General features: G+C 51.9%; 18 protein-coding genes and 1 riboswitch. Of the genes, 7 read left to right on the top strand and 11 right to left on the bottom strand.

The features are described 5' to 3' along the window. The first annotated feature begins 21 nt into the window (after nucleotides 1–21). Entirely contained in the window at nucleotides 22–4248 is a 4227-nt protein-coding gene (gene rpoC / locus LVQ77_RS21740) for a DNA-directed RNA polymerase subunit beta' (RefSeq protein ID WP_064515278.1), read from the top strand. Nucleotides 4249–4338: 90 nt separating this feature from the next. Here rpoC and LVQ77_RS21735 read toward each other — a convergent pair whose 3' ends face one another. The 9 genes from LVQ77_RS21735 to rsd form a co-directional block, all read right to left on the bottom strand. Further along, a complete protein-coding gene (locus LVQ77_RS21735) occupies nucleotides 4339–4656 on the bottom strand; it encodes a PTS lactose/cellobiose transporter subunit IIA (protein WP_232905472.1) in 318 nt (105 codons plus the stop codon). A gap of 3 nt (nucleotides 4657–4659) precedes the next feature. After that, nucleotides 4660–4968, bottom strand: coding sequence for a PTS sugar transporter subunit IIB (locus tag LVQ77_RS21730; RefSeq protein WP_034461506.1), 309 nt, complete (start codon nucleotides 4966–4968; stop codon nucleotides 4660–4662). 155 nt (nucleotides 4969–5123) lie between these two features. Next, nucleotides 5124–6257: a 2-iminoacetate synthase ThiH gene (thiH, locus tag LVQ77_RS21725; protein WP_232905471.1), complete on the bottom strand. Its 1134-nt coding sequence runs from the start codon at nucleotides 6255–6257 to the stop codon at nucleotides 5124–5126. Then, a complete protein-coding gene (gene thiG / locus LVQ77_RS21720; RefSeq protein WP_232905470.1) occupies nucleotides 6257–7036 on the bottom strand; it encodes a thiazole synthase in 780 nt (259 codons plus the stop codon). Before thiG ends, thiH begins: the two co-directional genes overlap by 1 nt. Nucleotide 7037: 1 nt before the next feature. Next, nucleotides 7038–7238: a sulfur carrier protein ThiS gene (gene thiS / locus LVQ77_RS21715; RefSeq protein ID WP_232866936.1), complete on the bottom strand. Its 201-nt coding sequence runs from the start codon at nucleotides 7236–7238 to the stop codon at nucleotides 7038–7040. Then, nucleotides 7222–7977: a HesA/MoeB/ThiF family protein gene (locus LVQ77_RS21710; RefSeq protein ID WP_232905469.1), complete on the bottom strand. Its 756-nt coding sequence runs from the start codon at nucleotides 7975–7977 to the stop codon at nucleotides 7222–7224. The genes thiS and LVQ77_RS21710 overlap by 17 nt, the downstream gene beginning before the upstream one ends. Further along, nucleotides 7970–8605: a thiamine phosphate synthase gene (gene thiE / locus LVQ77_RS21705; RefSeq protein ID WP_232905473.1), complete on the bottom strand. Its 636-nt coding sequence runs from the start codon at nucleotides 8603–8605 to the stop codon at nucleotides 7970–7972. The genes LVQ77_RS21710 and thiE overlap by 8 nt, the downstream gene beginning before the upstream one ends. Then, complete coding sequence (gene thiC / locus LVQ77_RS21700; RefSeq protein WP_232905468.1) at nucleotides 8605–10506, bottom strand: phosphomethylpyrimidine synthase ThiC; 1902 nt, start codon at nucleotides 10504–10506, stop codon at nucleotides 8605–8607. The genes thiE and thiC overlap by 1 nt, the downstream gene beginning before the upstream one ends. 88 nt (nucleotides 10507–10594) lie before the next feature. Next, nucleotides 10595–10708, bottom strand: a riboswitch (TPP riboswitch). Nucleotides 10709–10758: 50 nt separating this feature from the next. Then, entirely contained in the window at nucleotides 10759–11262 is a 504-nt protein-coding gene (gene rsd / locus LVQ77_RS21695) for a sigma D regulator (RefSeq protein WP_232866930.1), read from the bottom strand. Between the two features lie 103 nt (nucleotides 11263–11365). Here rsd and nudC point away from each other — a divergent pair, with 103 nt between their 5' ends. The 6 genes from nudC (at nucleotide 11366) to LVQ77_RS21665 (ending at nucleotide 15722) form a co-directional block, all read left to right on the top strand. Beyond that, nucleotides 11366–12139, top strand: coding sequence for an NAD(+) diphosphatase (gene nudC, locus LVQ77_RS21690; RefSeq protein WP_232866927.1), 774 nt, complete (start codon nucleotides 11366–11368; stop codon nucleotides 12137–12139). Nucleotides 12140–12173: 34 nt separating this feature from the next. Further along, nucleotides 12174–13238 carry a uroporphyrinogen decarboxylase gene (hemE, locus tag LVQ77_RS21685; protein WP_232905467.1) on the top strand — a complete coding sequence of 355 codons (1065 nt, stop codon included), beginning with the start codon at nucleotides 12174–12176 and terminating at the stop codon, nucleotides 13236–13238. 9 nt (nucleotides 13239–13247) lie between these two features. Then, nucleotides 13248–13919 carry a deoxyribonuclease V gene (nfi, locus tag LVQ77_RS21680; protein ID WP_232905466.1) on the top strand — a complete coding sequence of 224 codons (672 nt, stop codon included), beginning with the start codon at nucleotides 13248–13250 and terminating at the stop codon, nucleotides 13917–13919. 43 nt (nucleotides 13920–13962) lie between these two features. Then, nucleotides 13963–14553 (top strand): YjaG family protein, encoded by a 591-nt coding sequence (locus LVQ77_RS21675; protein WP_154155978.1) that lies wholly within the window; start codon nucleotides 13963–13965, stop codon nucleotides 14551–14553. A 186-nt stretch (nucleotides 14554–14739) separates the two neighbouring features. Then, nucleotides 14740–15015 (top strand): nucleoid-associated protein HU-alpha, encoded by a 276-nt coding sequence (gene hupA, locus LVQ77_RS21670; RefSeq protein ID WP_034492331.1) that lies wholly within the window; start codon nucleotides 14740–14742, stop codon nucleotides 15013–15015. A gap of 8 nt (nucleotides 15016–15023) precedes the next feature. After that, a complete protein-coding gene (locus LVQ77_RS21665; protein WP_232866951.1) occupies nucleotides 15024–15722 on the top strand; it encodes a DUF1481 domain-containing protein in 699 nt (232 codons plus the stop codon). A 52-nt stretch (nucleotides 15723–15774) separates the two neighbouring features. Here LVQ77_RS21665 and purD read toward each other — a convergent pair whose 3' ends face one another. Next, complete coding sequence (gene purD, locus LVQ77_RS21660) at nucleotides 15775–17067, bottom strand: phosphoribosylamine--glycine ligase (protein ID WP_232866919.1); 1293 nt, start codon at nucleotides 17065–17067, stop codon at nucleotides 15775–15777. 17 nt (nucleotides 17068–17084) lie between these two features. After that, nucleotides 17085–18674 carry a bifunctional phosphoribosylaminoimidazolecarboxamide formyltransferase/IMP cyclohydrolase gene (gene purH / locus LVQ77_RS21655; RefSeq protein ID WP_232866916.1) on the bottom strand — a complete coding sequence of 530 codons (1590 nt, stop codon included), beginning with the start codon at nucleotides 18672–18674 and terminating at the stop codon, nucleotides 17085–17087. Nucleotides 18675–19221 lie beyond the last annotated feature (547 nt).

Genomic DNA, 19221 nt, shown 5'->3' with positions numbered 1-19221 from the left:
CACTCCGACGGGAGCTAATCCGTGAAAGACTTACTTAAGTTTCTGAAAGCGCAAACTAAGACCGAAGAGTTTGATGCGATCAAAATTGCTCTGGCATCGCCAGACATGATCCGTTCTTGGTCGTTCGGCGAAGTTAAAAAGCCGGAAACCATTAACTATCGTACGTTCAAACCAGAACGTGACGGTCTGTTCTGTGCTCGTATTTTTGGGCCAGTAAAAGACTATGAGTGCCTGTGCGGTAAGTACAAGCGCCTGAAACACCGTGGTGTTATTTGTGAGAAGTGTGGCGTTGAAGTTACCCAAACTAAAGTGCGCCGTGAGCGCATGGGTCACATCGAGCTGGCTTCCCCAACTGCACACATTTGGTTCCTGAAGTCACTGCCGTCTCGTATCGGCTTGCTGCTGGATATGCCACTGCGTGATATCGAACGTGTACTTTACTTCGAATCATATGTGGTTATCGAAGGCGGTATGACCAACCTCGAGCGTCGTCAGATCCTGACTGAAGAGCAGTATCTGGATGCGCTGGAAGAGTTCGGTGACGAATTCGATGCGAAGATGGGTGCGGAAGCTATTCAGGCCTTGTTGAAAAACATGGATCTGGAGCAAGAGTGTGAAACTCTGCGTGAAGAGCTGAACGAAACCAACTCCGAAACCAAACGTAAAAAGCTGACCAAGCGTATCAAACTGCTGGAAGCGTTCGTTCAATCTGGTAACAAACCAGAGTGGATGATCCTGACAGTTCTGCCGGTTCTGCCGCCAGATCTGCGTCCATTAGTTCCGCTGGATGGTGGTCGTTTCGCAACGTCGGATCTGAACGATCTGTATCGTCGCGTTATCAACCGTAACAACCGTCTGAAACGTCTGCTGGATCTGGCTGCTCCTGACATCATCGTACGTAACGAAAAACGTATGCTGCAGGAAGCGGTAGATGCCCTGCTGGATAACGGCCGTCGCGGTCGTGCCATCACAGGTTCTAACAAGCGTCCTCTGAAATCTTTGGCCGATATGATCAAAGGTAAGCAGGGTCGTTTCCGTCAGAACTTGTTGGGTAAACGTGTTGACTACTCCGGTCGTTCTGTAATCACCGTAGGTCCATACCTGCGTCTGCATCAGTGCGGTCTGCCTAAGAAAATGGCACTGGAGCTGTTCAAACCGTTCATCTACGGCAAGCTGGAACTGCGTGGTCTTGCTACCACCATTAAAGCTGCGAAGAAAATGGTTGAGCGCGAAGAAGCTGTCGTTTGGGATATCCTGGACGAAGTTATCCGCGAACACCCGGTACTGCTGAACCGTGCACCAACTCTGCACCGTTTGGGTATCCAGGCATTTGAGCCAGTACTGATCGAAGGTAAAGCTATCCAGCTGCACCCGCTGGTTTGTGCGGCATATAACGCCGACTTCGATGGTGACCAGATGGCAGTACACGTTCCACTGACGCTTGAAGCTCAGTTGGAAGCGCGTGCGCTGATGATGTCTACCAACAACATCCTGTCACCAGCGAACGGCGAGCCAATCATCGTTCCTTCTCAGGACGTTGTATTGGGTCTGTACTACATGACCCGTGACTGTGTTAACGCCAAAGGCGAAGGCATGGTGCTGACCGGCCCTAAAGAAGCTGAGCGTATTTATCGCGCAGGTCTGGCCTCTCTGCATGCGCGTGTAAAAGTGCGTATCACTGAATATGAAAAAGGCGAGAACGAAGAGTTCGTTGCCAAAACCAGCATTATCGACACTACCGTAGGTCGTGCGATTTTGTGGATGATCGTACCGAAAGGTCTGCCTTACTCCATCGTCAACCAGGCGCTGGGCAAGAAGGCAATCTCCAAAATGCTGAACACTTGTTATCGTATTCTGGGCCTGAAGCCTACGGTAATCTTTGCTGACCAAACGATGTATACCGGCTTTGCTTATGCAGCGCGTTCAGGTGTATCCGTTGGTATCGATGACATGGTCATCCCTGCGAAGAAAACTGAAATCATCTCTGAAGCGGAAGCTGAAGTTGCTGAAATTCAGGAACAGTTCCAGTCTGGTCTGGTAACAGCCGGCGAACGCTATAACAAAGTAATCGATATCTGGGCTGCGGCGAACGATCGTGTATCTAAAGCGATGATGGACAACCTGCAAACCGAATCCGTTATTAACCGTGACGGCGTCGAAGAGCAGCAAGTTTCCTTCAACAGCATTTACATGATGGCCGACTCCGGTGCTCGTGGTTCTGCAGCACAGATTCGTCAGTTGGCTGGTATGCGTGGTCTGATGGCTAAGCCAGATGGCTCCATCATCGAAACGCCAATCACCGCGAACTTCCGTGAAGGTCTGAACGTACTCCAGTACTTCATCTCCACGCACGGTGCTCGTAAAGGTCTGGCGGATACCGCACTGAAAACTGCGAACTCCGGTTATCTGACGCGTCGTCTGGTTGACGTTGCACAGGATCTGGTTGTTACCGAAGACGATTGTGGCACCCTCGAAGGTATCACGATGACTCCGGTTATCGAAGGCGGTGATGTTAAAGAACCACTGCGCGACCGCGTTCTGGGCCGTGTAACGGCTGAAGATGTGATCAAGCCGGGTACTGCAGACATCCTCGTAACCCGTAACACCCTGATCGATGAGCAGTGGTGTGACGTGTTAGAACTTAACTCTGTTGATAGCGTGAAAGTACGTTCTGTTGTTGGTTGTGAAACCGACTTTGGCGTGTGTGCACACTGCTATGGTCGCGACCTGGCACGTGGTCACATCATCAACAAAGGTGAAGCTATCGGGGTTATCGCGGCACAGTCCATCGGTGAACCAGGTACTCAGCTGACGATGCGTACGTTCCACATCGGTGGTGCGGCATCTCGTTCTGCTGCTGAATCCAGCATTCAGGTTAAGAACAAAGGTAGCATCAAGCTCAGCAACGCGAAGTCGGTTGTGAACTCTGCCGGTAAACTGGTAGTGACTTCTCGTAACACTGAACTGAAACTGATTGACGAATTCGGTCGTACTAAAGAGAGCTATAAAGTTCCTTACGGTGCGGTAATGGGCAAAGGTGATGGCGAGCAGATTGCAGCGGGCGAAACCGTAGCAAACTGGGATCCGCATACAATGCCAGTCGTCTCCGAAGTAAGTGGTTTCATCCGCTTTACTGACATGGTCGACGGCCAGACCATTACTCGTCAAACTGACGAACTGACAGGCTTGTCATCTCTGGTTGTTCTGGATTCTGCAGAACGTACCGCGGGTGGTAAAGATCTGCGTCCAGCACTGAAAATTGTTGATGCTCAAGGCAACGACGTTCTGATCCCTGGTACAGATATGCCAGCTCAGTACTTCCTGCCAGGTAAAGCGATTGTTCAGCTGGAAGATGGTACTCAGATTCACTCTGGTGACGCGCTGGCGCGTATTCCGCAGGAATCCAGTGGTACCAAGGACATCACCGGTGGTCTGCCACGCGTTGCTGACCTGTTCGAAGCACGTCGTCCGAAAGAGCCAGCTATCCTTGCTGAAATCAGCGGGATCATCTCGTTCGGTAAAGAAACCAAAGGCAAACGCCGTCTGGTTATCTCTCCACTCGACGGCAGCGATGCTTACGAAGAGATGATTCCTAAGTGGCGTCAGCTGAACGTGTTCGAAGGCGAAGTTGTAGAACGCGGTGACGTTGTTTCCGATGGTCCAGAATCTCCGCACGACATTCTGCGTCTGCGTGGCGTGTATGCTGTGACTCGTTACATCACCAACGAAGTGCAGGACGTTTACCGTCTGCAAGGCGTTAAGATTAACGATAAACACATCGAAGTCATCGTGCGTCAGATGTTGCGTAAAGCAACCATCGTTAACGCTGGTAGCTCTGACTTCCTGGAAGGTGAGCAGGCTGAATACTCTCGCGTCAAGATCGCTAACCGCGAACTGGAAGCGAACGGCAAGATCAACGTGTCCTTCTCACGCGATCTGCTGGGTATCACCAAAGCCTCTCTGGCAACCGAGTCCTTCATCTCCGCGGCATCGTTCCAGGAGACAACTCGTGTGCTTACCGAAGCAGCTGTTGCGGGTAAACGTGACGAACTGCGCGGCCTGAAAGAGAACGTTATCGTCGGTCGTTTGATCCCTGCTGGTACCGGTTATGCGTACCACCAGGATCGTATGCGCCGTCGTGCAGCGGGCGAAGCGCCAGTTGTACCTCAGGTCACTGCAGCAGATGCAACTGCCAGCCTGGCAGAATTGCTGAACGCAGGTAATCTGGGCGGTAACGATAACGATTAATCGTTAGAGACGCCAAAAACAAAAACCGCTCGAAAGAGCGGTTTTTTTATGCCTGAAATCTGAAGCGTTAAAACTGAAAGGAACGAAAAATCAGTTAGCTAGCGGCAGGCGGCGATACAGTTCAATCATGTCTTCGGCCAAATCCTGAATCACCATCGCGTTCATCAGGTGGTCCTGGGAGTGTACGGTAATCAAGTTAACCGGCAGTTTGCCAGAGCCTTCATCTAACCCGATAAGTTGGGTCTGAATTTTATGCGCATGTTTCACAAACTCACGAGACTCTTCCATCGCTTGTTGAGCTGCTACGAAATCCCCCTTACGGGCCATTTGCAGAGCTGTCAGTGCCTGGCTGCGTGCGCTACCGGCATTAACCAACAATTCCATGATAATCGTTTCTAAATCATCCACGTCTTATGACTCCATCATTTTCAAAGCTTTCTCGAGCACAACATCGCCTTTCATCATGCCGTAATCCATCATGTCGATAACAGCAACCGTTTTACCCATCGGCTCTGCAATCGCTTGAAGCTTGGCGTGTTCGTATTTAACCTGTGGACCCAGCAGCACGATATCGGCGGTGTCGATATTGTCTTTAAATTCTGCAACCGGCACTGCCTTGATTGAGACTTCAATACCTTTCTTCTGAGCGGCGTCCTTCATACGTTGGACCAAAATGCTAGTCGACATACCCGCTGCACAACACAAAACGATATTCTTCATAGATCTGCTCTCAGTGTCCGTTGGATACACAGATAATTATCCGTGACGCCCCGGTACAACAACCGCTTTGCAGTGATTGTGTGTGAGGTGTCACAAAAGAAACTTAGATAGACTGAAACCGGTTACATTTTGCGTTTCCAGCCAAGTCAGCCTGATTAGCTAAAATGAACTCTCCCCAGAAAACTATCCCAATCTTTCCACACAGGTTGTAAGCCTGAGTGTGTTAATGCCTCAGCCACTTCCACCGGAGTGCGCCCGTCGTGCGGTGCAAACTGCTCAAGCTCAGGGTGATTATCGGCGTACCCTCCGGGCTGAGTTTTAGAGAACGCACTCACATTGTTAATGGCGAGTGGGATCATATGATCCCGGAACCACGGTGATTCACGGGTAGAAAGTGAAAGCTCGACATCGGGAGAAAGCAGGCGAAACGCGCATATCACCTGTACCAGTTGGCTTTCTGTCATTACCGATGCCGGTTCTACGCCGCCTGCACAGGGGCGTAATCGTGGAAATGAAATCGAATAACGGCTTTGCCAGTAGTTTTGCTGAAGCCATAGTAAGTGCTCTGCCACCATAAAACAGTCGGTTCGCCAGCTATCCGATAACCCAATCAGCGCGCCCAGGCCGATTTTGTCGATTCCCGCCCGACCGAGTCTGTCCGGCGTTTCCAGGCGCCAGAAGAAATCCTGCTTATTACCGCGCAAATGGTGCTGTGCGTAAATCGCCTGGTGATAAGTCTCCTGGTAAACCATCACACCATCCAGTCCGAGGGTTTTCAGCTCGGCATATTCATGTTCATCGAGCGGTTGCACTTCCATTTGCAGTGAACTGAACTGGCGACGAATGGCCGGAAGATGCTGGCGAAAATAATCCATGCCCACTTTGGTCTGGTGTTCGCCGGTCACCAACAGCAAATGCTCAAAGCCCAGTTTGCGAATCGCCTCGCATTCCCGCTCGATTTCTTGCTCATCAAGCGTTTTACGTTTGAGCTTGTTACTCATCGAAAAACCGCAATAAGTACAATCGTTAGCGCAGAGATTCGAGAGATAAAGCGGCACATAAAAACTCACCGTGTTACCAAAACGCTGGCGAGTCAATTGCTGGGCCTGTTGTGCCAGGGGCTCGAGGTACTGGCTAGCTGCCGGAGAGAGCAGCGCCATCAGATCATTACGGGTGATTTTGCGTGCGCTCAATGCTCGCTCCACATCGGCTCCCGTTTTGCTGTTGATGCGAAGGGTTATATCGTCCCAGTCCAGTTCACGCCAACGGTCGGTGAAGGTTTGTGCCATCACAAGACCTCCTGGCTGAATTGAAGAAACTGGGTTAACGGGCTGGAAGCTTGTGCCTGCTGGTGGCGTGCCCCTAAACCTGATTGAGCGGCAATTGCTCCTGCTTCAACGGCCATGCGGAAAGCGTGGGCCATTTGAATGGGATCTCGCGCAACTGCAATGGCGGTATTCACCAGTACCGCTGAAGCACCCAATTCCATGGCTTCAGCGGCATGGCTTGGCGCACCGATGCCTGCATCAACTACAACCGGCACGCGAGCCTGGTCGATAATAATTTCTAAAAACGCGCGGGTTTGTAAGCCCTGATTCGAACCAATTGGCGCTCCAAGCGGCATGACCGCCGCGCATCCCGCGTCCTCCAGTCGTTTGCACAAAACCGGATCGGCACCGCAATAAGGCAATACCACAAAACCCAGTTTGACGAGCTTCTCAGCCGCTTTCAGCGTTTCGATGGGATCGGGCAGCAAATAGCGGGTGTCGGGGTGGATTTCCAGTTTTACCCAATGCGTACCAAGCGCTTCACGGGCCAGTTGAGCGGCAAAAATCGCTTCTTCCGCCGTTTTGGCTCCGGATGTATTCGGTAGTAACTGCACGCCCGCTTCAAGCAATGGCGCGAGGATCGCATCGTTATGGTTACGCAAATCGACACGTTTCATTGCCATTGTCACCAGTTGGGAACCGGAGGCGCGAATGGCCTCGACCATCACCTGCGGCGAAGAGAATTTCCCGGTACCGGTGAATAATCGTGACGAGAAAGTTTTATCAGCAATCTGTAGCATGTTAACCCCCGGCTATGGCCTGAAAAAGCAAGATTTGGTCGCCATCATTCAAGAAATGTGTCTCCCATTGCTCGCGTGGAACGATAGTCTGGTTGATGGCCAGTGCGATCCCTGGCCTCATTAAACGCAACTGTTCCAACAAATTTTCCAGCGTCAGGTTATCCGGACAATGCATTGGTTCGTCGTTAAAGTGGATGTGCATCTTGCCCTCCGCATACCGGGCAATTAGCTGCTTTTTGCATTGCGAGGGAGCGCCAGCTGTGTTGGCGGGCGTCGAACAGGCGCAAAGTCCCGGTGGCGGGAAGCATGCCATTTATCACTTTTATGGCTTCAAGTGCCTGCAATGTTCCCATGACTCCAACAACCGGGCCGATAATGCCTGCGGTGCGGCAATTGCGTTCCGGTTCGTGTTCATCAGGCCAGACACAGCGATAACAGCCGCTTTCCCACGGCGGCGTAAGAACCATCAGTTGCCCGCCAAACCCCACTGCGCTGGCGGAAATCAACGGTTTGTTATGCGCAACGCACGCAGCGTTAATCCCATGCCGTGTCGCCATGTTATCGCTACAATCGAGCACCAGATCGGCGTTCTTTACCGCTATGTTCAACGTTGCTCCCGCTAAACGCTCGCTAATAACCTGGAGCGTAATATCCGGGTTAAGCTTCTGAAGATGGCGTTGGGCGGCCAGCGATTTCGGCTGTTCCAAATCCTGAGAGGTAAACAGAATCTGGCGCTGTAAATTACTGATATGCACGGTGTCATCGTCGGCGAGAATCAAAGTACCCACGCCCGCGGCAGCAAGATATAACGCGGCAGGCGAACCCAGCCCGCCAAGCCCGACGATTAAGACTTTGCTGGCGAGCAGCTTTTGCTGCCCTTCAATAGCGATGTCTTCCAGCAACAGCTGGCGGCTGTAACGCATGAAATCGGCATCATTCATCGCCAGCTCCCACAAGTTCAAGAAGCTGAGCGGTAGCCGCTCGCCAGTCGGCGGCCTGTGTGATTGCGCTGACGACCGCGACACTTCCAACGCCCGTTGCGAGTACAGCAGGAACACGCTCGATGCTTATTCCACCGATGGCGACAGTCGGGTAATCGCCCAGCGTTTTGATGTGGGCTGCGAGTTGCGAAAGCCCCTGTGGAGCGGATGGCATCTGCTTGGTATGAGTTGGAAAAACATGCCCCAACGCGATGTATGAAGGGCGCGCCATTAGTGCGCGATCCATTTCCATATTGTCGTGCGTCGAAAGCCCGAGGCGCAGGCCCGCATCGCGAATGGCGTCCAGATTCGCCACATCCATATCTTCCTGGCCCAGGTGAATACCGTATGCGTGATGCTTTATCGCCAGTTGCCAATAATCGTTAATAAACAGACGCGCTTCATAGCGTTTGCCAAGTTCGATAGCCGCCGCAATATCGGCTTCCACTGTTTCGTCGCTTTTATCCTTGATGCGCAGTTGAATGGTGCGCACGCCAGCTTCAAGCAGACGGGCAATCCACTCAACGCTATCCACCACCGGATACAAACCCAGGCGTTGGGGAACGGCTGGAAATGCAGTTGTGTTCATCACACTTCCTCCTGACGCAGATAAATTTCGCCACCTTTTGCCCGGAAGGATTGCGACATATCGTCCATGCCTACTTCTATGGCTTGCTTAGCCGCGAAATCGCGGACTTCCTGGGATATTTTCATCGAGCAGAATTTTGGTCCGCACATTGAACAGAAGTGCGCGACTTTGCCGGATTCCTGCGGTAGCGTTTCATCGTGATAGGCGCGAGCGGTGAAGGGATCGAGCGCCAGGTTAAACTGGTCTTCCCAGCGGAATTCAAAGCGGGCTTTTGACATGGCGTTATCGCGGATTTGCGCTCCAGGGTGACCTTTTGCCAGATCTGCGGCATGCGCCGCAATTTTGTAGGTAATCAGCCCCTGTTTAACATCTTCTTTGTTTGGCAGGCCGAGATGTTCTTTTGGCGTGACGTAGCACAGCATCGCGCAGCCGAACCAGCCAATCATGGCCGCGCCAATCCCTGATGTGAAATGGTCGTAACCGGGTGCAATGTCAGTGGTCAACGGGCCAAGAGTGTAGAACGGCGCTTCGTGGCAATGCTCTAGTTCTTCGGTCATGTTGCGGCGAATCATCTGCATCGGCACATGTCCCGGGCCTTCAATCATTACCTGTACATCGTATTCCCAGGCAATTTTGGTCAACTCGCCAAGCGTATGCAGCTCAGAGAATTGCGCTTCATCGTTGGCATCCTGAATGGAGCCAGGGCGCAGGCCGTCACCCAGTGAGAGTGAAACGTCATAAGCGGCACAGATTTCGCAGATTTCGCGGAAGTGCTCATACAGGAAGTTTTCCTTATGATGCGACAGGCACCATTTCGCCATAATCGATCCTCCGCGTGAAACAATTCCGGTCAGGCGTTTGGCGGTCATCGGCACATAGCGCAGCAACACTCCGGCGTGAATAGTAAAGTAATCCACACCTTGCTCGGCCTGTTCCAGAAGTGTGTCGCGGAACATTTCCCAAGTCAGGTCTTCGGCGATGCCGTTTACTTTTTCTAGTGCCTGGTAGATTGGCACGGTGCCGATTGGCACAGGGCTATTACGCAAAATCCATTCGCGGGTTTCGTGGATATAGCGGCCGGTAGAAAGATCCATCACGGTGTCTGCGCCCCAGCGCGTTGACCAGACCAGTTTTTCCACTTCTTCTTCAATGGAGGAGGTGACCGCTGAGTTGCCGATATTGGCATTCACTTTGACAAGGAAATTACGGCCGATAATCATCGGTTCCGATTCGGGGTGGTTGATGTTGGCAGGGATAATTGCCCGGCCTGCGGCGACTTCGTCACGTACAAACTCAGGGGTAATATTTTCCGGCAGGCGCGCGCCAAAACCCTGGCCTGGATGCTGGTGGCGTAACACTTCATCGCGAACGCGTTCGCGGCCCATGTTTTCACGGACGGCGATAAACTCCATTTCCGGCGTCACAATTCCCTGACGTGCATAGTGCAGTTGTGTAACGATTTTCCCAGCTTTAGCGCGCTTAGGCGTGAGTTGTGTTTCAAAACGCAATTCGTCCAGGCCGTCATCAGCCAGGCGCTCTTTGGTATATGCAGAGCTACGATCGGTCAGTGTTTCGCAATCATCACGCTCGCTAATCCAGCTTTCACGCAGTGGTGGAAGCCCGCGCAGAACGTCGATACTGATTGCCGGGTCGCCATACGGACCCGAAGTGTCATACACCGGTATCGCATCGTTAGGGGTGAACAGAGGATTTTCTTTCGTACCGCCCGTTGCTGTTGGGCTGAGTTGAATTTCGCGCATCGGTACGCGGATATCATCGCGTGAGCCAGTGAGATAAATGCGTTGGGAATTAGGGAAAGCAGTACCTTCCAGCGTATTGATAAAATGCTGGGCAGCAGCGCGTTGTTCGCGGCGGTTTGGTTTTTTTTCAGTAATAGACATAGCTCATTCCAGTAAATATCAAGGAGTGGCTTGTCAGAACAACGGAGGAGTAATGAATGTGGGGCGCCCGCGTACGGGTGAACCCAAAAGCAGAATTACTCTTGTTCCCTTCGCAGGTATTAGCCTGATCAGGTTCCGCGGATCCCGAATTAACGGTCTCAGCCGGTGTTCAATTAAACACTCGGCACTCCGACAAGATAAACCCGTATTGCTACGGGTCGTTATGTAAACTACTCGTTAACAGCGCAGAACTCAAGCCGGACGTGCAAGGCTGCCGGTATCGTTAGCACTGTCATTTATATCGTGGTCGTAAGCTAACTGAATGAGTTTATCTTCCAGTGAAAAACGTGATTCCAGCGCTTCACCGATGCCGGATAACGCTTTCTGGAACTCAATATAGTTATCATCATCGATAGCACTTTCGAGATGCGAATCGTAAAAATCCATAATGTGCTGGGTGTTGGCTTCAAGCTGCGGATAAAGATGAGTTGCGGCTAAAAGTGGGCTGCTACCTTCCATTTCGCTGATAATGCGTTCATAAATATTGAAATGACCGGCAGAAAGATAATCCACCAAATTATGGCAAAAGTTATCCAGAGCCTTTTCATTGAGCGCGGTATGGGATTCCTTGTTAGGCTTGATCCCAACCATATTGTAATAAGCCACCAATAAATGTTTGCGGGCATGTAGCCATTGGTCGATTAACTCATTACTACCACCGACGCGCTCAGTCAGATTTTCTAACTGGTTAAGCATGATTGACTCCGTGATTCCGTGAGTAAAAGATGTAACGCAAACGTACCCAAAATTGTTACGACCATTTGTTTATACCAGCGAACTCGGGGATGTGCACCAGGTTATGGAACGTGTAATTCAAAAGTTAGATCAGGGCTGGTTTATCGTCAGTCATGAACAAAAATTGTGGTTGCCGAAAGGTGAGCTACCTCACGGAGCGGCACAAGATTTTCAGCTTGATGGTGCGGTTGGGATGTCTATCGGCGAGTGGGAAAATGAGCCGGTGTGGTTAGTGCGGCAACATCGCCGTGCGGATATGGGCTCAGTGCGCCAGGTTATTGACCAGGATCCAGGGTTATTTCAACTTGCTGGTCGTGGCGTGCAGTTGGCGGAGTTCTATCGCTCGCATAAGTTTTGTGGCTACTGTGGCCATGAAATGCACGTCAGCAAAACCGAATGGGCGATGCTGTGTAACCATTGTCGTGAACGCTACTATCCACAAATTTCACCGTGCATCATCGTGGCTATCCGTCGTGACGACCATATCCTGCTTGCTCAGCACACACGCCATCGCGGTGGGGTTTATACCGTGCTGGCCGGTTTTGTCGAAGTCGGGGAAACTCTTGAGCAGGCCGTGGCTCGTGAAGTGATGGAAGAGAGCAGCATTCGCGTGAAAAACTTACGTTATGTCACCTCGCAACCCTGGCCGTTCCCGCAATCGCTGATGACCGCGTTCATGGCGGAATATCACAGCGGTGACATTAAAATCGACCCGAAAGAGTTAATTGATGCGGGCTGGTATCGCTACGATCAACTGCCGTTGTTGCCGCCGCCGGGCACCGTCGCACGGCGTTTGATCGAAGACACCGTCGCCCTGTGTCGCGCCGACTATGAATGATAAACTGGCGTGATACAGCCAAAGGAAATTGAAAATGACTGAACTGAAGAACGATCGTTACCTGCGGGCGCTGCAACGCCAGCCTGTAGATACCACGCCAGTATGGATGATGAGGCAGGCAGGTCGTTACTTGCCAGAATACAAAGCGACACGTGCGCAGGCCGGCGATTTTATGTCGCTATGCAAAAACGCTGACCTGGCTTGCGAAGTGACTTTGCAGCCGCTGCGTCGCTACAAGCTTGATGCGGCGATCCTCTTCTCCGATATTCTTACCGTGCCGGATGCGATGGGGCTTGGCCTCTATTTTGAAGCGGGTGAAGGCCCACGTTTCCGCTCGCCAATTACCAGCCGTGCTGATGTTGAAAAGTTGCCAATTCCCGATCCGGAAGATGAACTGGGCTATGTGATGAACGCGGTGCGTACTATTCGCCGTGAACTAAAAGGCGAAGTGCCGCTGATTGGTTTCACCGGCAGCCCATGGACGCTGGCAACCTACATGGTCGAAGGCGGCAGCAGCAAAGCGTTTACCGTGATCAAAAAGATGATGTATGCCGACCCGCAAGCGCTGCATCTTCTACTCGATAAGCTGGCGCAAAGCGTCACGCAGTACCTGAATGCGCAAATCAAAGCGGGCGCACAGTCGGTGATGATTTTCGATACCTGGGGCGGCGTGCTGACCGGGCGTGATTATCAGCAGTTCTCTCTCTACTACATGCATAAAATCATCGATGGCCTACTGCGTGAAAATGAAGGCCGCCGAGTGCCTGTGACGATGTTCACCAAAGGTGGTGGTCAATGGCTGGAAGCAATGGCTGAAACGGGATGCGATGCGCTGGGGTTAGACTGGACGACCGACATCGCCGATGCTCGTCGCCGTGTAGGTCATAAAGTCGCATTGCAGGGCAATATGGACCCGTCCATGTTGTATGCACAGCCGGCACGCATTGAAGAAGAAGTGGCGACTATTCTGGCTGGGTTCGGTAAAGGTGAAGGCCACGTCTTTAACCTGGGTCATGGCATTCACCAGGATGTTCCGCCAGAACACGCGGGTGCATTTGTTGAAGCAGTGCACCGTTTGTCGAAGCCGTATCACGAGTAAGGATCAGTGATGGATCTTGCAATCTTGCGCGCACAGCAGATCGAACTTGCTTCACAGGTGATCCGTGAGGATCGTCTTGAGCAGGATCCTCCCCGGTTAATCGCTGGGGCTGACGTTGGCTTTGAGCAGGGCGGTGAGGTTACACGAGCCGCCATTGTGTTATTGCAATATCCTTCCCTTGAACTGGTTGAATATCAGGTGGCGCGTGTCGCCACCTCAATGCCTTATATCCCCGGTTTCCTCTCGTTTCGCGAATATCCTGCACTGCTTGCCGCTTGGGAAATGCTGTCGCAAAAACCAGATCTGCTTTTTGTTGATGGCCATGGTATTTCGCACCCACGGCGTTTGGGCGTAGCCGCCCATTTTGGCCTGCTGGTGGATGTACCGACGATTGGCGTTGCCAAGAAACGTCTGTGTGGGAAGTTTGAACCGTTATCTGAAGAACCTGGTTCATGCCAGTTGCTGAGCGACAAAGGTGAAGCGCTTGCGTGGGTGTTACGCAGTAAAAAGCGCTGCAATCCGTTGTTTGTCTCCACAGGTCACCGTGTAAGCCTTGATACGGCCTTGCTATGGGTGAATCGCTGTCTGTTGGGTTACCGCTTACCTGAACCCACTCGCTGGGCAGATGCTGTGGCATCGGGTCGCCCGGCTTTCACGCGCTGGCAAGCAATTCAGGGGTGATTAAGGTAAACTGCCGCTAATATTCCGTCTTTGAGACATCGCTATGTTACAAAACCCAATCCATCTGCGCCTGGAGAAACTGGAAAGCTGGCAACATGTCACTTTCATGGCTTCTTTATGCGAACGTATGTATCCGAATTACGCCATGTTCTGCCAGCAGACTGAATTTGGTGATCCTCAGTTGTATCGCCGTATTCTCGACTTGATTTGGGAAACATTGACGGTCAAAGATGCGAAAGTAAACTTTGACAGCCAACTCGAGAAACTCGAAGAAGGCATTCCGTCTGCCGACGACTATGATATTTACGGTGTCTACCCGGCGATTGATGCATGCGTTGCGCTTAGCGAATTACTTCACTCACGTCTTTCAGGGGAAACTCTGGAACATGCAATTGAAGTCAGTAAGGCATCAATCACCACGGTTGCCATGCTGGAAATGACCCAGGCTGGTCGTGAAATGACCGACGAAGAGCTCAGAGCAAACCCGGCTGTTGAAGAAGAATGGGACATCCAATGGGAGATTTTCCGCCTGTTGGCTGACTGCGAAGAACGCGATGTTGAGCTGATCAAAGGGCTCCGCGCGGACTTGCGTGAAGCGGGTAGCAGCAATATTGGTATAAATTTGCAGCAGTAAGACAGCAAAACGTGACTTACAGTCCGAATTGTCACCCCTGAAGGCTTCCAATTAGCCCCCCGTCTGGTCTACATTTGTGGGGCGAAAAAAAGTGGCTATCGGTGCGTGTATGCAGGAGAGTGCTTTTTTGGCATTTCCGTCGCACTCGATGCTTAGCAAGCGATAAACACATTGTAAGGATAACTTATGAACAAGACTCAACTGATTGATGTAATTGCTGACAAGGCTGATCTGTCTAAAGTACAGGCTAAAGCTGCTCTGGAATCCACCCTGGCTGCAATTACTGAGTCTCTGAAAGAAGGTGATGCTGTCCAACTGGTTGGTTTCGGTACCTTCAAGGTAAACCACCGTGCTGAGCGCACTGGCCGCAACCCACAGACTGGTAATGAAATCAAAATCGCCGCAGCTAACGTGCCGGCATTTGTTTCAGGCAAAGCACTGAAAGACGCTGTTAAGAGCTAATAGTGTCAGTGAACAGTTTTAGCAGAGGGGCGTTTACGCCCCTTTTGTTTGTCTGCCGTCCTTTGGGCGTGCTGGCAGGCACAGTGCTGCTAATGGCATGCAGCAGCCAACCTCCTATCCCACCATTTACCGCGAGCGGTTATATTGCCGATCAGGGTGTGGTGCGCATCTGGCGTAAAGACAATAGCGATGATGGCAGCATCCATATGCTTGCGGTGTTTAGTCCGTTGCAGAAGGGGGTGACGTCTAGCAATGATTACCGTTGGCAGGGCGAGCAACTTGTCTCAATTGAGATGACGATTCAGAGCCAACCTCCAGAGCATGTAAAAGTACGTTTTGACGATCACGGTGAGCTGAGCTTCATGCAGCGTGAAGTGAATGGTCAAAAGCAGCAGCTTTCTAATGACCAAATCGCCTTATATCAGTATCAGGCGAGTCAGACTAAAGCGACCAGCGAAGCATTGCGCATTGGGCGTGTTGTGTTGCGACAGGGCCGCTGGCACAGCAATGGCACCGTGACAACCTGTGAAGGTGAGACAATCGAGCCTAAACTCGACAGCATATCGCTTACTCATATTGCGAATCGGCAGCGTCATTCATCAATGGATGTCAGTATTGCCTGGCTTGAAGCGCCGGAAGGATCACAGCTGTTACTGGTTGCGAACCAGGACTACTGTAGCTGGCAGCCTAAACCTGCTACGTTCTAAATAGAAAAACCGCCACGAGGGCGGTCTGTAATATCACTGCGAGTTTCGAGTCTTACTTCGCGTTTTCACGCTCAATAGCACGATAGCCAATATCGGAGCGGCTGAAACTGCCATCCCAATGGATATCCTTCATAAGCTCATAAGCACGCTGCTGCGCTTGTGCGACAGTGTCGCCTAAGGCGGTCACACACAGAACGCGCCCACCGTTAGTCACAACCATATCGTCTTCACGCAATTTCGTTCCGGCGTGGAACACCTTGCCGTCTGCGACTTCTTCAAGTGGCAAACCATGAATTACATCACCGTTACGGTAATCAGCAGGGTAGCCGCCAGCCGCCATCACCACACCCAGAGATGGGCGCTCATCCCACTTAGATGTCGTCACATCAAGCTTGCCATCACATGCAGCGAGGCACAGCTCAACCAGATCTGATTGCAGGCGCAGCATGATTGGCTGGGTTTCAGGGTCGCCAAAGCGGCAGTTAAACTCGATAACCTTCGGGTTACCTTGTTTGTCGATCATCAGCCCTGCATAAAGGAAACCGGTGTAGGTATTCCCTTCAGCCGCCATACCGCGCACGGTTGGCCAGATAACCAGGTCCATTGCACGCTGGTGGACTTCATTAGTCACTACCGGAGCCGGGGAGTACGCACCCATGCCGCCAGTATTCGGGCCGGTATCACCATCGCCAACCCGTTTATGATCCTGGCTGGTGGCCATCGGCAGCACATTCTTACCGTCAACCATCACAATGAAACTGGCTTCTTCACCATCAAGGAACTCTTCCACCACGATACGGTGCCCGGCGTCGCCGAATGCGTTACCCGCCAGCATATCGTTAACGGCGGCTTCGGCTTCAGCGAGCGTCATCGCCACAATCACGCCTTTGCCTGCAGCCAGACCGTCGGCCTTAATCACAATCGGCGCGCCTTTTTCACGGACGTAAGCCAGTGCAGGTTCCACTTCGGTGAAGTTCTGGTATTCAGCAGTTGGGATTTTATGGCGAGCCAGGAAATCCTTGGTGAAGGCTTTGGAGCCTTCTAACTGCGCAGCACCCTGAGTTGGGCCAAAGATTTTCAGGCCAGCCGCACGGAAGGCATCAACCACGCCAATCACCAGCGGCGCTTCTGGGCCAACAATCGTCAGGTCGATTTTTTCGTTTTGTGCAAAACTCAACAGCGCGGGAATGTCCGTCGGGCTAATCGCCACGTTCTGCAAAGCAGGTTCCAGAGCCGTGCCCGCATTGCCTGGAGCAACAAATACCGTGCGCACTAATGGTGACTGTGACGCTTTCCAGGCCAGCGCGTGTTCGCGACCGCCATTGCCTATTACTAATACTTTCATTTATAGACGCTCCAGGATTAATGGCGGAAGTGGCGCATGTCGGTAAAGATCATGGCGATCCCGTGTTCGTCAGCGGCGGCGATCACTTCGTCGTCGCGGATTGAACCGCCAGGCTGAATAACACAGCTCACACCAACTGCCGCTGCGGCATCAATACCGTCACGGAATGGGAAGAAGGCATCGGATGCCATTGCGGAGCCTTTTACGTCCAGGCCTTCATCGGCAGCTTTGATACCGGCAATTTTGGCGGAGTAAACACGGCTCATCTGACCGGCACCTATACCAATAGTCATATTCTCGCGGGCATAGACAATCGCATTGGACTTCACGAACTTCGCTACTTTCCAGCAGAACAGCGCATCACGCAGTTCTTGCTCGGTTGGCTGGCGCTTGCTGACAACACGCAGGTCTGCGGCAGTAACCATACCCAGATCGCGATCCTGTACTAACACTCCGCCGTTAACGCGCTTGAAATCCAGACCCGGAACACGTTGCTGCCACTGGCCGCAAGTCAGAACGCGAACGTTTTGCTTAGCCGCTGTGATCTTCAGCGCTTCGTCGCTGGCTGATGGCGCGATAATCACTTCGACGAACTGGCGGGAGATAATTGCCTGCGCGGTTTCAGCATCCAGTTCACGGTTGAACGCGATGATGCCGCCGAATGCAGAAGTTGGGTCAGTTTTATAGGCGCGGTCGTAGGCATCTAATAAGGAATCGCTGACAGCCACACCGCATGGGTTGGCATGCTTCACGATAACGCAGGCAGGTTCGCTAAACTCTTTCACACATTCCAGCGCGGCATCGGTATCAGCAATGTTGTTATAAGAGAGCGCTTTGCCCTGAACCTGAGTTGCGGTGGCAACGGAAGCTTCTTTAATTTCTTCTTCTATATAGAAGGCTGCTTGCTGGTGGCTGTTTTCACCGTAACGCATATCCTGCTTCTTAATGAAGTTCAGGTTTAGCGTGCGAGGGAAGCGGCCGGAAGGATCTTTGCTTTCGCCATGGTAGGCAGGAACCATGCTACCGAAGTAGTTGGCGATCATGCTGTCGTAAGCGGCGGTGTGTTCGAAAGCCTTAATAGCCAAATCGAAACGTGTCTCGAGCGTCAGAGATCCTTCATTAGCATCCAGCTCGCTAATAATCGCTTCGTAGTCGCCGCTCTTTACTACGATTGCCACATCTTTATGGTTCTTCGCCGCGGAGCGCACCATGGTTGGGCCGCCGATATCGATATTCTCTACCGCATCTTCTAAAGAGCAGCCTTCGCGGGCAACAGTCTGGGCAAACGGATAGAGGTTGACGACAACCATATCGATTGGGGAGATAGCGTGTTGTTCCATGATCGCATCATCCTGGCCGCGACGACCCAGAATGCCGCCGTGAACTTTTGGATGCAGGGTTTTGACGCGTCCATCCATCATCTCCGGAAAACCGGTGTAGTCAGAGACTTCGGTTACCGGCAGGCCAGCTTTAGCCAGCAGATGAGCGGTTCCGCCAGTGGACAGCAGCTCCACGCCACGTTGGGAGAGCGCCTGGGCGAATTCGACGATACCGGCTTTGTCAGAAACACTGAGCAGAGCGCGGCGTACAGGACGACGTTGTTGCATGGTTTGATCCCTTAGCTTTGGTTCGCATATAGAAGAGCGTTAGCTGAATTTTAGTTATTTTCCCTAAAACTCAGCTAACGCCCCAAAACGGGGCGTCCATTTATTGCGGGTGCATTGTAGCGAAAACGTTTGCGTCACGCTCGCAAAATTTAGGACTTCATCACGAATGTGGATAACTTTGTGCACAACTGCGTATAAGGCGGGGTTTTGCTGGGGATTGCAGCAGTCAGTCAAATTACTGCATATTTAGGGTTGCAGCTTCAGGATAACTCCCTATAATGCGCCTCCATCGACACGGAACATGTGAACAACATCACAGAGTAACGGCGGCGATGAGAGTCAAATATCCTGAAATTAAGGATTGACTCTGAAAGAGGAAAGCGTAATATACGCCACCTCGAGTTAGCAAGCGAAAGCGCGTAACTCACTGCTCTTTAACAATTTATCAGACAATCTGTGTGGGCACTCGCAGGATTGATATCTCAGATACCTTCGGGTATCAAAAAAATATCAAGTCTTGAAGAGTGACCAAGCAGTAATTCATTTA

It is taken from the genome of Buttiauxella cochleicola (assembly GCF_021282435.1).
In the GTDB taxonomy this organism is placed as follows: domain Bacteria; phylum Pseudomonadota; class Gammaproteobacteria; order Enterobacterales; family Enterobacteriaceae; genus Buttiauxella; species Buttiauxella massiliensis.
This window is presented reverse-complemented; position numbering and strand designations above follow the sequence as displayed.

Bases quoted from the DNA above. Each gene is read 5' to 3' on its own strand.
- purD (WP_232866919.1), bottom strand. From the start codon at position 17,067: ATGAAAGTATTAGTAATAGGCAATGGCGGTCGCGAACACGCGCTGGCC.
- thiH (WP_232905471.1), bottom strand. From the start codon at position 6,257: ATGGCACAAACCTTCACCGACCGTTGGCGTGAACTGGACTGGGACGAT.
- nudC (WP_232866927.1), top strand. From the start codon at position 11,366: ATGGAACGTGTAATTCAAAAGTTAGATCAGGGCTGGTTTATCGTCAGT.
- thiE (WP_232905473.1), bottom strand. From the start codon at position 8,605: ATGAACACAACTGCATTTCCAGCCGTTCCCCAACGCCTGGGTTTGTAT.
- hemE (WP_232905467.1), top strand. From the start codon at position 12,174: ATGACTGAACTGAAGAACGATCGTTACCTGCGGGCGCTGCAACGCCAG.
- thiG (WP_232905470.1), bottom strand. From the start codon at position 7,036: ATGCTACAGATTGCTGATAAAACTTTCTCGTCACGATTATTCACCGGT.
- thiC (WP_232905468.1), bottom strand. From the start codon at position 10,506: ATGTCTATTACTGAAAAAAAACCAAACCGCCGCGAACAACGCGCTGCT.
- LVQ77_RS21710 (WP_232905469.1), bottom strand. From the start codon at position 7,977: ATGAATGATGCCGATTTCATGCGTTACAGCCGCCAGCTGTTGCTGGAA.
- rsd (WP_232866930.1), bottom strand. From the start codon at position 11,262: ATGCTTAACCAGTTAGAAAATCTGACTGAGCGCGTCGGTGGTAGTAAT.
- purH (WP_232866916.1), bottom strand. From the start codon at position 18,674: ATGCAACAACGTCGTCCTGTACGCCGCGCTCTGCTCAGTGTTTCTGAC.
- hupA (WP_034492331.1), top strand. From the start codon at position 14,740: ATGAACAAGACTCAACTGATTGATGTAATTGCTGACAAGGCTGATCTG.
- LVQ77_RS21675 (WP_154155978.1), top strand. From the start codon at position 13,963: ATGTTACAAAACCCAATCCATCTGCGCCTGGAGAAACTGGAAAGCTGG.
- LVQ77_RS21730 (WP_034461506.1), bottom strand. From the start codon at position 4,968: ATGAAGAATATCGTTTTGTGTTGTGCAGCGGGTATGTCGACTAGCATT.
- nfi (WP_232905466.1), top strand. From the start codon at position 13,248: ATGGATCTTGCAATCTTGCGCGCACAGCAGATCGAACTTGCTTCACAG.
- thiS (WP_232866936.1), bottom strand. From the start codon at position 7,238: ATGCACATCCACTTTAACGACGAACCAATGCATTGTCCGGATAACCTG.